Origin of the sequence: Sphingomonas sp. MMS24-J45 (assembly GCF_044881195.1) — a bacterium.
In the GTDB taxonomy this organism is placed as follows: Bacteria; Pseudomonadota; Alphaproteobacteria; order Sphingomonadales; family Sphingomonadaceae; genus Sphingomonas.
Map to the genome: position 1 here is coordinate 563,694 of NZ_CP173255.1, position 14,377 is coordinate 578,070.

Below are 14,377 nucleotides of genomic sequence, written 5' to 3' on the forward strand. Positions count from 1 at the left end.
CCCGGTCGCCCGAACCGTGTTTTAGGCCGGTTGCGCTACCGACGCAACACGCCGCGCTTCGTCGCCGCGCACGGCCAGCAGATACATGACGGGCGTCACGATGCGGCTGAGGAAGGTCGAGCTGATCAGCCCGCCGATGATGACCCAAGCTAGCGGCGAATACAGCGCCGATCCGCCCAGCGCGAGCGGGAGCAGGCCGCCGATCGCGGTGACCGAAGTGAGCAGCACCGGCAGGAAGCGGATCTCGCCCGCTTTCTCGATCGCTTCGCGTAAGGCCATCCCGCGCGCGCGGAGTTGCGTGGTGAAATCGACCAGCAGGATCGAATTCTTGATCTCGATCCCGATCAACGCGACGAAGCCGATGATCGCGAGGAACGAAAGCGAATTGCCGGTCAGCAGCAGCGCGACCAGCCCGCCGACGGTGCCTAGCGGGATGACGCCCGCGACTACCATCGTCTCGCGGAAACGCCCGAATTCGAGCACCAGCACCCCGAAGATGCCGAAGGTCGCGAGCAGAATGATCGGCCCCAACCCGGAGAAATTACGCCGTGCTGCCTCCGCTTCGCCGCCGATGCCGAAGCTGTAGCCGGGCGGCAAATCGATCTTGGCGAGCCGTGCCGCCACCGCGCTGTTGAGGTTGGAGGTCAGCACGCCCGGCTGATTGTAGGCGGTGATCGTCACGGTGCGCTGCAATTTGTAGCGCGTGATCAGCGGCGGCACGCTCTTCAGCTTGGGAGACGCGATCTCCAGCAAGGGGATGCTGCCCCCGGCGAGTGTGGGCACATAGATGCTCGACAGCGCCGAGACCGGCTGGTTCGCCGCCATCGGCAACCGGACGGTGACCGGCCAGGTATCACCCTCATTGTCGCGCAGCCGGCTCGCTTGTTCTCCGCTGATCGCGAGCCGCACCGCGCGGCGCGCTTCGCCCGGTGCGACGCCGAGGAGGCTGGCCTTGGCAGCATCGAGGCCGAGGTCCATGTCGACGCGGTCGAACGCGAACGGATTGTCGATGTCACGCAGGCCCCGCACCTCGCCCAGCGCCGCGCCGACGCGGTCTGACAGCGTCTTCAGCACCGCGAGATCGGGGCCGCTGATCCGCACCGCGACGGGTGCCTCGACCGGCGGGCCGTTCTCGAAATTAACCAACGTCACGCGCGCATCGGGATACCCCGCGAGCGCGGTGCGCAGGCGTTTCAGCAGCTTGGGGCTTTCGCTGACGTCCCAATCCTGCATCGTCACGAAGATGTCGCCGTAGCGCGCGCGCTCCTCGCGCGGGAAAATGTTGTAGAAGATTTGCGGATTGCCGCGTCCGGCATTCTCCATGACGTTGACCACCGCCGGTTCGCGGCGCAGCACGGCGGCGACCTGCTTCACCGCGCGGTCGGTCGTGGCGATCGTGCCGCCCTCGGGTGCCTCGACGCGGACGATGAAATAGGGCGTCTCGGCCGCCGGAAACAGGCTGAACCCCAGCACCGGCACCAAGGCAAAAGCGCCGACGCACAGCGCCATCGCGCCCCAGAACCACGTCCGCGGCCGATCGAGCGCGCGGTGCAGGATCGGCGCGTAGATCCGATGGATTCCCGCCATGATCGCGCGCAGCAGGGCATTGCCCTCCCCCGCGTGCGGCCGCAGCAGCTTGCTCGCGACGAACGGGATGATCGTCAGCGACACGAGCAGCGAGCTTGCGACGGTGACGAGCACCGCCATCGGCAGGCCGCGCACGAAATCGCCCGACCCCTCGGGCAGGAACGTCAGCGGCAGGAAGGCGAACAGCAGCACGCCAGTCGCGCCCATCACCGCGGCGGTGATTTCGTTGGTGCCCTTGATCGCGGCGTCGGTCGGCGTGTCGCCGCCGCGGATATGCCGCTCGATATTCTCGGTCACCACGATCGAATTGTCGACGAGCAACCCGAGCGAGAGGATGAAGCCCGAAATGCTGATCTGGTTGAGCGAATAGCCGAGCAGCGCCAGCATCAGCACGCCCATCGCGAGACTCAAGGGGATCGAGATCGCCACGATCAGCGAGGGGCGGAAGCCGAGCGGCAGGATGGTGACCAGCACCAGCGCCAGCGCGATCGCGAAGTCGCGCGCGAGCTGCGCCAGTTTGCGCTGGATGTCGTTGCTTTGGTCAAAGCCGATTTCGAGCTTCACATCGGGCGGCAATTGCGCGCGGATCTTGCCGATCGCCGCGACCAGATTGTTGCGCAGCGTTCCTGCATCGGCCTCGTCCTTCTGCCGCACCGTGACGAACAAGGCGCGGTGGCCGTTGAAACGCGCGATGTGCGTTTGTTCGGCCTCGCTCCAATCCACGCCCGCAAGGTCGCCGACGCGCACCAGCCGCCCGTCGCCCGCGCGCACCGGCACCGCACGGATCGCATCGACATCGCGATATGCCCCGCCCGCGTCGAGATTGTAGCGCCGCCCCGCCGCATTCACCGTCCCGGCGGGCAGATCGACCCCGCCCTGCTGGATCGCATTGGCGACCGCCGAGGCGGGAATCCGCGCCTGCGCCAGCCGCCCGGAATCGATCGCGACCCGCACCTCCGGACTGGCCACGCCATCGATGGTGGTCGATCGCACGCCGGGAACGACGTTCAGCCGGTCGCGAATATCGTCGGCGAACTTCGCCATCCGCCGCCAGCTCGCCGTGTCGCTGACCAGCGCGAGCTGCAATACCCCGGCCTCGGTCGTGCGCGGGCGGCGGAAGGCGATGCGCTGGATACCCTGCGGCAGGCGGTCGCGCACCGACTGCACCTCGCGCACGACCCGATCGAGCGATTGTTCAGCATCGGTGCCGTGTTCGAAATTGACCGAGATGACTGCGGTGCCGTCGGTGCTGGTCGAACGGATCTCGTCGATATTGTCGAGGCCCTGGAGCACGTCCTCGAGCGGCTTGGCGACCGTTTCCTCCATGTCGGCGGCGTCGGCACCGGGCAGGATCACCGTCACCACCACGGTCGGGATCGGGAAATGCGGATCGACCGAGCGCGGGATCGAGAGGAATGCCGATACGCCCAGCAATGCGAGCAGCAGGAAGGCTACCAGCGTCACCTGCCAGCGCCGCACCGCAAAGGCGGTGAGGTTCATTGCGCGGGGCCGACCGGCGCGATCTTCATGCCGTCGGTCAAGCGATCGACGCGCGACAGGGCAACCCATTCACCTGGTTTCAGGCCACCCGTCACGCGGATGCCTTCGTCATTCGCCTCGCCGATGCGGATTTTGCGCAGATGCACGTGCGAGGTGGCGAGATCTACGACATAGACCAACGCCTCGCCCGCACGCGGGCCGAACACCGCGCTTGGCGGTACCGCAAGCGTCGTCGCGCCGACGCCCTTCGCCGTAATCTTCGCATTGCCGATCTGGCCCGAGCGCAAGCGCTTGTCGTCGGGCAAAGCGACCTCGACCGCGAAGGTGCCGGTCGCCTGATCGGCGCGGCCCGCAATTTCGATCACCCGGCCGACGATCACGTCATCGTTGAGCGCCGCCAGCGTGATTTGCGCGGGCGCGCCGAGCGTCAGGCGGGCGGCATCGCGGTCGGACAGCGGGATGCGCAGGACATAGCCGCTCGCCTCCTCGCCGATCACCAACACCGGCGTACCTGCCGCGACGACTTGCCCCGGCTCGGCCAGCCGCGCGAGTACCGTGCCGGGTCCGGGCGCCGCGATCGTGGCGTTCGCGCGCTGGAACCCCGCCGCACGTACTTGTGCCTCGGCGGCGAGCAGGGCCGCGCGCGCGCTTTCGAGGCGTGGCCGCGTGATCCAGCCTTGCTTCAGAAGGCCGTCGCTACGGGCATATTCCGCGCGGGCGCGCTCGCGTTCCGCAGTGGCGCGCGTCAGGTCGGCGGCGACGGTCGTGGTATCGAGCGCGGCCAGGATCTGCCCGCGCTTTACAGTATCGCCTTCATTGACGCCAAGCCGCTCGATCCGTCCGGCGCTGGTGAAACCAAGCGAGGTTTCACGGCGTAGCGCCACCGTGCCCACGCCGGTGACGGTAAGCGCGCCGGGCGTGCCCCCTACTTGGGCGATGCGGACTTGCGGAGCGCTGGGGGCCGGGCCTTGCTCGGGTGCCGCCTTGCCGCACGCTGCGAGCATGAGGCAGACACTGATAACGATTCGGCCCCGCATTCTATTCTCCCGTTACGGGAGCGATACGCGATTCAGTCTCGAATGAAAACTGACTAGTTCTTGATCTTCCAGCCCGAGCGCAGCAGCCAGTAGCAGAGCAGCGCCAGCACCGCGTCGATCGCCAGGATCACCGCGCCGCCCAGCAGAACCGGCGAATCCGCGGTGCCGAGGAAGCCGTAGCGAAAGCCCGAGATGATGTAGAAGAACGGGTTGGCGTGGCTGAATGCGCGGAACGCAGGGGCAAGCTTGTCGACCGAATAGAAAGTGCCCGACAGCAGGGTGAGCGGTGCGATCAGGAAATTCTGCACGGCAGCGGCATGATCGAATTTCTCCGCCCAGATCGAGGTCAGCACCCCGATCAGCGCGAGGAACACCGATCCGAGCAGCCCAAACCACAGGATTGCGAACGGATGCGCCGGGTGCAGATGCACGCCCGGCCAAAGCCCCATCGCCAGATAAACTGCCACGCCGACGCACACCGCGCGTGTCACCGCACCACCGACCATCGCGACCAACAGCTCCGCAATCGACAGCGGCGGCATCAGATAATCGACGATCGTCCCCTGGATCTTGCCGACCAGCAGGGAGAAGCTGGCATTGGCAAAAGCGTTTTGCAGCATTCCCATCACGATCAATCCGGGCGCGATGAAATCGGCGAAGGGGATATCGACGCCACCGACATGGACGGGCTGCTTGCCGCCCGTCGCGACGGTGAAAATGACGAGGAACAGCAAGGTCGTGATCGCCGGTGCCCAGATCGTCTGCAACTGGACCTTGAAGAACCGCCGCACCTCCTTGATATAGAGCGTTCGAAGACCGCCCCAATTGACGTTCCGGATGACCGGAACGCCGGGTGCGTTCATCACGTTACGAATTTCGCCGATTGGGGGCTGGCTGCTCATGGCTACGTCGCTAAAGACTGCCGCCGCTGCCCGCAACCGATAGAATTGGTCGGCACGATACGATTGGGAATGACGATGAGCTGGACCGACGAACGGATCGATACGCTGCGCCGCATGTGGGAAGCGGGTCAGACCGCTAGCCAGATCGCGGAAGAACTGGGTGGCGTCAGCCGCAATGCCGTGATCGGCAAGGCGCACCGCCTGGGGCTGCAGTCGCGCCCGTCGCCGGTAAAGCCGAACGAGCCCGCGGCCGCGAAGACCGCCGCTCCGCCCCCCGCGCCCAAGCCGGCTGCACCCGTCGCCGCCGCCCCGGCGCCCGCGCCGGTCCCGCCACGTCCGCCGGTCGAGCGCGCCGCACCGCCGGTCGTCACCGCCCCGCCGGTGATCGAGGACGAGGTCGAAGAAGAGGACGAGATCGAGGCCAGCGCCCCCGTCGCGGCGCCCCGCCCGGCCCCGCCAATCCTGCGTTCGGTCGGCCCCGGCGGCTTTCTGCGTCAGGCACCGGGCGAGCAACAGGCCCCGATCACGCCGGCCCCGCCGCGCCGCCTGGTTCCAGCCAAGCCTTCGCCCGAGATGGCGGGTAAGACCACGTTGCTCGATCTGAACGACAAGATCTGCAAATGGCCGATCGGCCATCCGGGCGAGCCTGACTTCCATTTCTGTGGCGAGAAGGTGAACCCCGGTTTCCCCTATTGCGTCGGACATTGCGGCCATGCGTATCAGGCGCAGCTTCCACGGCGCGACCGTCGTCCTGCACCACCGCTCCCGTTCGGCGGCCCGCGCGCGCGCTGATTTCGGTCGGGTGACCATGCTGCGTCGGGTTGCGCTTGCCGCCTTGTGCGGGGCGCTGCTCGGCGCCGCGCCCGCCCCCGAACCGCCGGTCGTCCGCGTGCGGCTGGAAACGGCGGTCGGCTCCATCACGCTCGCGCTCGACACGCGTCGCGCGCCGCAGACGAGCGCCAATTTCCTGCGTTATGTCGATGACGGGCGGCTCGACGGGACGAGCTTCTATCGCGCATCGCGCCGCAAGACGTCGCCTGGAGGTTTCGTCCAGGGCGGGATCGGCACCGATTCGCACCGGATGCTCGATCCGTTGCCGCTCGAGCCGACCAGCAAGACCGGTATCAAGCATCTGGATGCGACCGTATCGATGGCGCGCTTCGAACGCTCCGATTCAGCCAGCGGCAATTTCTCGATCATGGTGGGCCCAAACCCCTCGCTCGACGCGCGGCCGGGTTTTTCGGGCTATGCCGCCTTCGCCCATGTCATCGCTGGGATGGACGTCGTGAAGCGAATGCTCGCCGCGCCGACGCGCCCGGGCGGCGACGGCGCATTTAAAGGCCAGATGATGGTCCGGCCGATCCCGATCCTGCGCGCGATCCGTCTGGACGGGGTCGCCAAACCGACGGGGCGACTCAAGGTCTGGCAGATGCTCCGTAGGGTAGGCTGACGGCACACTTGCCCGCCCCGTCAGGTTCGCCCTGCCCCGTTCGCCCTAAGCCTGTCGAAGGGCCGTGCCGCAAGCGCAGTACGCGCCTGCGGCGGGCGGTGCTTCGACAAGCTCAGCACGAACGGGTTAGAGTGCGGCCGCTGGTTTAGAAGCGGAACTGCGCGGTTGCGCGCACGCTGTGCCACCGGAAGAACCGGTCGCTACGGGCAAAGTCAGTGCCGGCGGTGTTCGGTGCGAGCACGAACGGATTGGTTGCAGGCGCGGTACCCTGCGTCGCGCGGACGCGATAGTCGCCGTCCTTATACTGGTTGTAGAGATATTCGAGGCCGATCGAGAAATGACGGCCGAGCTTCTGCTCGATACCGCCGCCCGCGACATAGCCCCACGCATCCTTCTTGCCGCTGGTGGCGAAGGCATTGGCGGTGTTGGTGGTCTCGAAGGTCGAGTTGACCTTCGCATAGGCGCCACCGCCGGTTGCGTAGAACAAGGTCTTGTCGAACGCATAGCCCGCGCGCGCGCGGATATTCGCGTTGTAGTCGACCTTGCGCGTCAGCGTGTAGCTGGCGGGCGTCGTGCTGAACGCGCTGACGCTGTCACGTACTTCGCTCTTGCCGAATTCGCCGACCAAGCCGACCACGACATGGTTGAACTGCTTGTCGAAGCCGATGCGGCCCGAATAGCTGATATTGTCCTTGTCGTTGGTGCACCCGGTCAACAGGCCCGTGCTGGTCGCACGGCCATTGCAGAAACCTGCGCCCGGCTGTGCTGCGGTCGCTGCAAAGGCGTTGCTGCCGGTAGAGGTCAGGACGGTATCGCCGAACTGGCCATCGAGGTTGCGGTCGAACAAGACGGTCGAACCGCGATCGTTCGGCTGTGCGTCGAAACCGACGGTGCCGCCCACATACAGGCCGTCGAACGGCTTGTCGTCTGCCTCTTGCGCGAAGGCGGGAACGGAAAGGGCGAAGCTGCCAGCCAGCAACACGGCGGCGAGCGAGAAAGTCTTGGTACGCATGAACACTCCTGAATTTGCTGCATTAGCGAAAGCAGGGACGTTCGAAGCGGCAGATTGGCTGCACGGACATGAACATTTCGTCACGCTGCGACTTTTGGGCCACACTGGACCTGTTCGCGCGATGTTCCGGCGAGACGCTTGGCAGAAAGGCCGCTGCCCCCTTATAGCGGTGGCATGTCCGACGATTTGTTCGCTACCCCCCCGAAACCGAACGGCGATTATGACGCCTCCTCGATCGAGGTGCTCGAAGGATTGGAGCCGGTCCGGCGCCGTCCCGGCATGTATATCGGCGGGACCGACGACCGGGCGTATCATCACCTGGCCGCCGAAGTACTCGACAATGCGATGGACGAGGCGGTCGCCGGTCATGCGACGCGGATCGAAATCGAGCTGCATCCCGGCAACCGGCTGGTGATCGTCGATAACGGGCGCGGCATTCCGGTCGATCCGCACCCCAAGTTTCCCGACAAATCCGCGCTCGAAGTGATCCTCTCGACGCTCCATTCGGGCGGCAAGTTCGACGGCAAGGCCTATGCGACCAGCGGCGGCCTGCACGGCGTCGGCGTCAGCGTGGTAAATGCGTTGTCGTCCGACACCGTCATCGAAGTCGCGCGCAACCGCGAACTCTATCGCCAGCGCTTCGCGCGTGGCGTGACACTCGGGCCGCTCGAACATGTCGGCGCTGCCCCCAACCGCCGCGGTACCTCGGTCAGCTTCGTGCCCGATACCGAAATTTTCGGCGCCGACATGAGCTTCAAGCCGACGCGGCTCTACAAGCTCGCGCGATCGAAGGCGTATCTCTTCGCGGGCGTCGAAATCCGCTGGAAATGCGCGCCGGAACTTCTCACCGACGACACGCCGCCCGAAGCGGTGTTCCAATTTCCGGGCGGCCTCGCCGACCACCTGCGCGAGCAAATCGGCGTGCGCGAGTGCGCGACCAGCGACTTCTTCGTCACCCGCCAGGATTTCCCCGGCAGCGCGGGCCGAGTTGAATGCGCGGTCGCCTGGCCGCTGTGGAGCGATGGATCGTACAGCTGGTATTGCAATACGATCCCCACCCCTGACGGCGGCACGCACGAGGCAGGTCTGCGCGCCGCGCTGGTGAAGGGCATCCGCGCGTTCGGCGAACTGGTCGGCAACAAGAAGGCCAAGGACATTTCGGCCGAGGACATAATGACCGGCAGCGAGCTGATGCTGTCGGTCTTCATCCGCGATCCGCAGTTCCAGAGCCAGACCAAGGACCGTCTCACCAGCCCCGAGGCGGCGACGCTCGTCGAAAAAGCCGTGCGCGACCATTTCGACCACTTTCTCAGCGACAATATGGAGCGCGGCAAGGCGCTGCTGACCTATGTTCTGGAGCGGATGGACGAACGGCTCGCGCGGAAGGCCGAGCGCGAGGTCAAGCGCAAGACCGCGACCAGCGCGCGCAAACTGCGCCTGCCCGGCAAGCTGACCGACTGTTCGTCAAACGGCCCAGAGGGCACCGAAATCTTCATCGTCGAGGGCGATTCGGCTGGCGGCTCGGCCAAGCAGGCGCGCGATCGCAAGACGCAGGCGATCCTGCCGATCCGCGGCAAGATCCTCAACGTCGCGTCTGCCACCGCCGCCAAGATTCACGCCAATTCCGAAATCGCCGATTTGATTCAGGCGCTCGGCTGCGGCACGCGCAAGGACTGCCGGTCGGAAAACCTGCGGTACGAACGCGTCGTCATCATGACCGACGCAGACGTGGACGGTGCGCACATCGCGACGCTGCTGATGACCTTCTTCTTCCAGGAAATGCCTGAGATCGTCCGTGCGGGCCACGTCTATCTCGCGCAGCCGCCGCTCTATCGACTGACCTCGGGTACCAAGAGCCTTTACGCGATGGACGACGAGCATCGCGCGAAGCTGGAAGCGACCGAGTTCAAGGGCAAGAAAGTCGAGATCGGGCGCTTCAAGGGTCTCGGTGAAATGAACCCGATGCAGCTCCGCGAAACGACGATGGACCCTAAGACTCGCGCGATGCTGCGCATCACGCTGCCGCAGGAATATGAGGAGCGCGCGAGCGTAAAAGATCTGGTCGACCGGCTGATGGGCACCAACCCGGCGCACCGTTTCGCCTTCATTCAGGAGAACGCCGCACGGATGGACGAGGATGCGATCGACGCGTAGCGTTAGCGTGATCGCCGCGGCGGTTCAGGGAACGTCTAGGAGACGTTCGATCGCCTCGCTGCTGGATACGCGGCAGAGGTCTCGTCGTGAACCAGGAGGGGGCCCGGTGGATCACTGTTGATGACGCCTGGGTTGTGACGCGATCGCAAACTCATCAGAACCTAGAGCAGACGCCGCGCAAAGTGATCTCTGTCACGGATCGATAAGCGCCACAGTCTTGCCCGTAAACGATGGAGCGAGCATAGAGTTGAACACACGGCAAGATGCAGTGGCGCTTGGCTCATGCGTTTGCGGAGGTTCGTGATGTCTCGGCTTTTGGCGCTATTCTTGCTCGGCGCCTGCGTATCTTCACCCGCATTTACCCAGTCGCAAAAGAGCGCGAGTAGCGGCCCCGACATTATTGTGACCGGCACGTCGCTGAAAGAGGCGAAAGAGTCGCTTGCCGCGTGTCTGATGCAGCATTGTCCACCGGACAAGGACATAGACGCCACCCTGCGGGTCGCCGAAACACAGTTCGTGGCGGGCGACTATGAGGGCGCGCGAGCGACGATGCAGAAGTCGCTAGGCCGCAACCGCCGCTATGCAAAGACCTATCCTGTCCCGGTGTCGGACTTGTTGCGCGCCAACTCCCGCATCGCCGCGCATCTGGGCGAGACCGAAGATTATCGGATCGGCGCGACCAGTGTCCTGCGAACGCTGCGGGCCGGATTGCCAAAGAACGATCCGCGCATCCTTGGTGCACAAATCGAGGCCGCCGACAGTTTCGCTGGCACCGGGCAGATCGATACGGCAGTCTCGATGTACCGTGAAGTCGTACGCCAGGCCCACGCAACGAACCAACCAAAGACTGAGGGCTTCGCGCGTCTGCGGATCGCGTTACTCTATTCCGCTATTTCGCAACGTCAGGGCGTTGCCTATGCCGAGCCAGCCAATCGCGCGATCAATGACCTGATAAACGAGCGCAATCCGGAAATGAGACCATTCGTTCAGGCGGCAAAATTGTTGCAGCTTACGATGGCGGTGAAGCGCGGTGTTCCTGGGGCGATGGATAAGCTGGTCATGCAATATCGCGAGGCCGGGGCCGGTACGACGACCCCCTTGCTTCTCTATGCGCCGACCATTGAGTTGCGGCCCTTGTCAGGAGTGGAGGAGGCTGGTGGCGACCCCCGTAACCAAGTGTCCACCTATAGCTTTGAAGATCAATGGATCGATGTAGGCTTCGTCGTCGGCGCGGACGGCAAGGTAACCGAGGTCGAAGTATTGCGCCAAAGCTCGAAGACGACAGGAGATTGGAGCAAGCCCGTGCTCAATTCGATCTCTGGCCGACGCTACGCGCCTTTAGCCAAACAAACTCCAGACGTTCTGCGGGTAGAGCGCTACACGCTGACATCACGATGGGTGTCGCAAACTGGCAGCAGGCTTCGCACGCGCTCCCCCATACCGCACATTGAGGTGCTCGATCTATCGCGTGATCCCGATCCTAAGACCATCTCCTGATCACCCCCGCATCCGCGCCTGGTGATATTTGGCGCGGATCACGACCCCGGCGAACAAATGCAACGCAGCGACGCCGAGCAGAAACAGCGGCAGGATCATCGGCAGTTGCGGCCAATAGCGCGCGCGCAACGCCGCCAGGACCACAGCGCCAAGCGCCAGCGCAACCCCCAGGTAGCGAATCGGCCGCGCCACCATCTTCAATTCGCGCGCATAGGCCGCGCGCTGAACGGGATCGTTGAGATCGGGCGGCGGTGCCTTGGCGGTCGGTTCGCCCTGTGATTTGGGGGTCATCGGTTGGTCCATTCGGTGACGAGCAGACCCCATAACAAGGTATCGCGTACGCCGATATGCGTCTCCCATTCGGCGCGCAATCGCCCCTCCATCGTGAAGCCGAGGCTCTGCAGCAGCGCGTTCGACGGCGCGTTGTCCGGATCGGTATCGGCGAAGACGCGGCGATACCCCTCCTCGCGAAACAGCAGGTCGAGCAACCGCGAGACCCCTTCGCGCGCATAGCCCTGCCCGGTTGCGCTTGGCACCAGCATATAGCCGATCTCGCTGACGCCGGCCCGCCGCTCGCCTGCCCATAAGGTGCCGATCGCGCGATCGCTACCTTTGCGCGTCATCACCCAGCCGCGCTGCCCCGCCGGATCGGTGCGCGCAGTCAGATAGGCCCGCGTCTCGTCGAGATTGGCATGAGGGGCGCTGCTCCACCACAGCATCGTCGCGTCGTTACCGAACGCCTCGAAAAGCGCCTCGGCATCGTCTGCCCGTTGCGCACGCATCGACAGCCGCGCGCTTTCGAACGGCACGGTCATGCCGTCAGCGCAGCGACCAGCGCCTTGACCTTCTTCTGACGCCATTGCGGCAGCGGTGCGACCAGCCAGTATCCAAGCCGGTAGGGCTTAGCCTCCCCCACTGCGACCACACGCCCCGACGCGAGATCGGCGGCCGCCAGCAGTTCCGGCACGGTTGCGCGCCCCAGCCCTTGCGCAGCGGCATCGAGCGCGAGTCCCGCATCGCCGACGCGCACCAGCGACACAGCATCGTCGTTGAGGCAACCCGGCCACGAAATGCGCGTCTCGACTCCACCGCCTGGCCGCTCGACGGTGATCATCCCGGCGGAGGCGATTGGTTCCCCCTCATGCTCGCCCGGCCCATCGCCCCAGCGGATCGCGAGATCGAGATTCGCCTCGGTGAAATCGATCGTGTCGTCGGCGGAGATGAGAACGAAACGCAGTTCGCCGTCGCTCCGCGCGATATCGGCGAGACGCGGCATCAGCCACTTCTCGGTCAAGTCGCGTGGTGCGGCGATGGTCAGCGACTTGCTGGTCTGCCCCGCCTGCATTGCGCGGACGGCTTCCTCGAATTGCCAGAAGCCCTGGCGCAGCGCCGCAAGGCCACTTTCGCCCTCGGGCGTCAGTTCCAAGCCCTTGGTGGTGCGACGAAACAGCACGACGCCGAGCGTATCCTCAAGCGCGCGGATCTGCTGGCCGACCGCGGCCGGGGTGACGGCGAGCTCGTCGGCGGCGCGGGTAAAGCTCAGATGCCGCGCGGCGGCGTCGAGCACGCGCAGACCGTTGAGGGGGAGGTGCGTGCGTTTCACGCCCCTACCGCCGGCGCGAGCAGTGCAAAGCGCGGGATCTCGACGTCGAAACCCGATCCGTCCTCGCCCATCATGTGATAGCTGCCAAGCATCGCACCGCTCGGCGTCGACAGCGGGCAGCCGGAGACATAGTCGAAGCTCTCGCCCGGTGCGATCAGCGGCTGTTCGCCAATCACGCCCTCGCCCTCGACCGAATGGCGCGCGCCGCGCCCGTCGGTGATGATCCAGTGCCGCGTCAGCAATTGCACCGGCATCGCACCGGCATTCTCGATCCGGATATGATACGCCCAGAACCACCGTCCGCGATCGGGCTCGGACTGTTCCGGCAGGAAACTGACCGAGACACGCACGATGATGCCGCGCGTTTCGGCGACATGGGGAAACAGCGCTCTGAGCGCGCTGCTCACAATCCCACCGCAGTCAGCGCGCGGTCGACATCCTCGATCACGTCGTCGGCATCTTCCAGCCCGACATTGAAGCGCAGCAGACCCTCGGTCACGCCCATCTCCAGCCGCTTTTCCTCGGCGACGCCGGAATGGGTGGTGGAAGCCGGGTGCGTCATCAAAGAGCGCGAGTCGCCGATATTGTTCGAGATATCGACCAATTGCAGCGCATCAAGCAGGGCATGGGCCTGCTTGCGATCCGCCACTTCGAACGCGAAGATCGGGCCGCACGCTTCCATCTGGCTCATCGCAAGATTGTGCTGCGGGTGACTCGGCAGGCCGGGGTGGAGTATGCGCGGCACACGCGCTTCGATCATCCGCCCAACCTTAAGCGCGTTCTCGCTTTGGCGGCGAATGCGCAGATCGAGCGTCTCCAGCCCCTTCAGCACCACCCAAGCGTTGAATGCGGAGAGAGTCGGCCCGGTGTTGCGCGTGAAGGGCAGCAGCGTGTCGTCGATGAACTTCTGCGTCCCGCACACCGCGCCTGCGAGCACGCGCCCCTGCCCGTCCATCATCTTGGTCGCGCTATAGGCGGTGACGTCGGCGCCGAATTCCATCGGCCGCTGGAGTGCGGGCGTGGCAAACGCATTGTCGACCACCGAGGTGATCCCGCGGGCGCGCGCAATGTCGCAAACCGCTTTCAGATCAACCACATCCATCGTCGGATTGGCAGGGGTTTCGAAGAAGAACAGCTTGGTGTTCGCCTTCGCCGCGTCCTGAAACTGCTGCGGATCGCGCGCATCGACGATACTCACCTCGATCCCGAATTTCGGCAGCAACGTGTCGGTCAGCCAGCGGCACGACCCGAACGCCGCGCGACCCGCGACGATATGATCGCCGGTCTGGAGCTGGCACAGCAGCACTGCGGTCATCGCCGCCATGCCCGTCGCCATCGTGCGGCACGCCTCTGCCCCTTCGAGCAAGGCGATACGGCTTTCGAGCATCTCGACCGTCGGGTTCTGCAACCGCGAATAGGTCATGCCGACCTGATCGCCCGAGAAGCGCGCTGCGGCATCGCCCGCACAGTCGTACGCATAGCCCGAGGTCAGGAACAAGGCCTCCGATGTTTCGCCCCATTCGCTGCGCGCGGTGCCACCGCGCACGGCCTGCGTTGCGGGGCGCCACTGGCGCGTGATGCTCTGATCTTGTCCGGTGCGGCGTTTCATGGTCGCTGCTTTGCCGGGAGCGTGCG

At 65.2% G+C, this 14,377-nt stretch carries 13 protein-coding genes; 4 read left to right on the top strand and 9 right to left on the bottom strand.

The window, feature by feature from the left end:
• Positions 1-21: 21 nt before the first annotated feature.
• The 3 genes from AB5I39_RS02970 to AB5I39_RS02980 are packed head-to-tail and all read right to left on the bottom strand — an operon-like array spanning position 22 to position 5,026.
• Complete coding sequence (locus AB5I39_RS02970) at positions 22-3,087, bottom strand: efflux RND transporter permease subunit (RefSeq protein WP_404370962.1); 3,066 nt, start codon at positions 3,085-3,087, stop codon at positions 22-24.
• Positions 3,084-4,124, bottom strand: coding sequence for an efflux RND transporter periplasmic adaptor subunit (locus AB5I39_RS02975; RefSeq protein WP_404370965.1), 1,041 nt, complete (start codon positions 4,122-4,124; stop codon positions 3,084-3,086). Before AB5I39_RS02975 ends, AB5I39_RS02970 begins: the two co-directional genes overlap by 4 nt.
• A gap of 53 nt (positions 4,125-4,177) precedes the next feature.
• On the bottom strand, positions 4,178-5,026 hold the full coding sequence (locus AB5I39_RS02980; protein WP_404370968.1) for an ABC transporter permease: 849 nt from the start codon (positions 5,024-5,026) through the stop codon (positions 4,178-4,180).
• A 75-nt stretch (positions 5,027-5,101) separates the two neighbouring features.
• On the opposite strand from AB5I39_RS02980, the gene AB5I39_RS02985 reads away from it, so the two are divergent.
• Positions 5,102-5,818 carry a GcrA family cell cycle regulator gene (locus AB5I39_RS02985; protein WP_404370970.1) on the top strand — a complete coding sequence of 239 codons (717 nt, stop codon included), beginning with the start codon at positions 5,102-5,104 and terminating at the stop codon, positions 5,816-5,818.
• Positions 5,819-5,834: 16 nt separating this feature from the next.
• Positions 5,835-6,476: a peptidylprolyl isomerase gene (locus AB5I39_RS02990; protein WP_404373980.1), complete on the top strand. Its 642-nt coding sequence runs from the start codon at positions 5,835-5,837 to the stop codon at positions 6,474-6,476.
• 145 nt (positions 6,477-6,621) lie between these two features.
• Here AB5I39_RS02990 and AB5I39_RS02995 read toward each other — a convergent pair whose 3' ends face one another.
• Entirely contained in the window at positions 6,622-7,488 is an 867-nt protein-coding gene (locus AB5I39_RS02995) for an outer membrane protein (RefSeq protein WP_404370973.1), read from the bottom strand.
• Between the two features lie 174 nt (positions 7,489-7,662).
• On the opposite strand from AB5I39_RS02995, the gene parE reads away from it, so the two are divergent.
• Together parE and AB5I39_RS03005 are read left to right on the top strand one after the other, a co-directional pair.
• The gene (gene parE, locus AB5I39_RS03000; RefSeq protein WP_404370976.1) at positions 7,663-9,642 is read left to right on the top strand and encodes a DNA topoisomerase IV subunit B; all 1,980 of its coding nucleotides are present in this window, start codon (positions 7,663-7,665) and stop codon (positions 9,640-9,642) included.
• Positions 9,643-9,945: 303 nt separating this feature from the next.
• Positions 9,946-11,139 carry a tetratricopeptide repeat protein gene (locus tag AB5I39_RS03005; protein ID WP_404370978.1) on the top strand — a complete coding sequence of 398 codons (1,194 nt, stop codon included), beginning with the start codon at positions 9,946-9,948 and terminating at the stop codon, positions 11,137-11,139.
• Here the strand turns inward: AB5I39_RS03005 and AB5I39_RS03010 are convergent, their stop codons facing one another.
• The 5 genes from AB5I39_RS03010 to AB5I39_RS03030 are packed head-to-tail and all read right to left on the bottom strand — an operon-like array spanning position 11,140 to position 14,351.
• Positions 11,140-11,430: a hypothetical protein gene (locus tag AB5I39_RS03010; protein WP_404370981.1), complete on the bottom strand. Its 291-nt coding sequence runs from the start codon at positions 11,428-11,430 to the stop codon at positions 11,140-11,142.
• A complete protein-coding gene (locus AB5I39_RS03015) occupies positions 11,427-11,954 on the bottom strand; it encodes a GNAT family N-acetyltransferase (RefSeq protein ID WP_404370984.1) in 528 nt (175 codons plus the stop codon). Before AB5I39_RS03015 ends, AB5I39_RS03010 begins: the two co-directional genes overlap by 4 nt.
• Positions 11,951-12,742: a LysR family transcriptional regulator gene (locus AB5I39_RS03020; protein ID WP_404370988.1), complete on the bottom strand. Its 792-nt coding sequence runs from the start codon at positions 12,740-12,742 to the stop codon at positions 11,951-11,953. Before AB5I39_RS03020 ends, AB5I39_RS03015 begins: the two co-directional genes overlap by 4 nt.
• Positions 12,739-13,152 carry a Co2+/Mg2+ efflux protein ApaG gene (gene apaG / locus AB5I39_RS03025; RefSeq protein ID WP_404373982.1) on the bottom strand — a complete coding sequence of 138 codons (414 nt, stop codon included), beginning with the start codon at positions 13,150-13,152 and terminating at the stop codon, positions 12,739-12,741. The genes AB5I39_RS03020 and apaG overlap by 4 nt, the downstream gene beginning before the upstream one ends.
• Positions 13,146-14,351, bottom strand: coding sequence for a trans-sulfuration enzyme family protein (locus tag AB5I39_RS03030; RefSeq protein ID WP_404370990.1), 1,206 nt, complete (start codon positions 14,349-14,351; stop codon positions 13,146-13,148). The genes apaG and AB5I39_RS03030 overlap by 7 nt, the downstream gene beginning before the upstream one ends.
• Positions 14,352-14,377: the final 26 nt, after the last annotated feature.

Bases quoted from the DNA above. Each gene is read 5' to 3' on its own strand.
- AB5I39_RS02980 (WP_404370968.1), bottom strand. From the start codon at position 5,026: ATGAGCAGCCAGCCCCCAATCGGCGAAATTCGTAACGTGATGAACGCA.
- AB5I39_RS03010 (WP_404370981.1), bottom strand. From the start codon at position 11,430: ATGACCCCCAAATCACAGGGCGAACCGACCGCCAAGGCACCGCCGCCC.
- AB5I39_RS02995 (WP_404370973.1), bottom strand. From the start codon at position 7,488: ATGCGTACCAAGACTTTCTCGCTCGCCGCCGTGTTGCTGGCTGGCAGC.
- AB5I39_RS02990 (WP_404373980.1), top strand. From the start codon at position 5,835: ATGCTGCGTCGGGTTGCGCTTGCCGCCTTGTGCGGGGCGCTGCTCGGC.
- AB5I39_RS03015 (WP_404370984.1), bottom strand. From the start codon at position 11,954: ATGACCGTGCCGTTCGAAAGCGCGCGGCTGTCGATGCGTGCGCAACGG.
- AB5I39_RS02970 (WP_404370962.1), bottom strand. From the start codon at position 3,087: ATGAACCTCACCGCCTTTGCGGTGCGGCGCTGGCAGGTGACGCTGGTA.
- AB5I39_RS03005 (WP_404370978.1), top strand. From the start codon at position 9,946: ATGTCTCGGCTTTTGGCGCTATTCTTGCTCGGCGCCTGCGTATCTTCA.
- AB5I39_RS03030 (WP_404370990.1), bottom strand. From the start codon at position 14,351: ATGAAACGCCGCACCGGACAAGATCAGAGCATCACGCGCCAGTGGCGC.
- AB5I39_RS02975 (WP_404370965.1), bottom strand. From the start codon at position 4,124: ATGCGGGGCCGAATCGTTATCAGTGTCTGCCTCATGCTCGCAGCGTGC.
- parE (WP_404370976.1), top strand. From the start codon at position 7,663: ATGTCCGACGATTTGTTCGCTACCCCCCCGAAACCGAACGGCGATTAT.
- AB5I39_RS02985 (WP_404370970.1), top strand. From the start codon at position 5,102: ATGAGCTGGACCGACGAACGGATCGATACGCTGCGCCGCATGTGGGAA.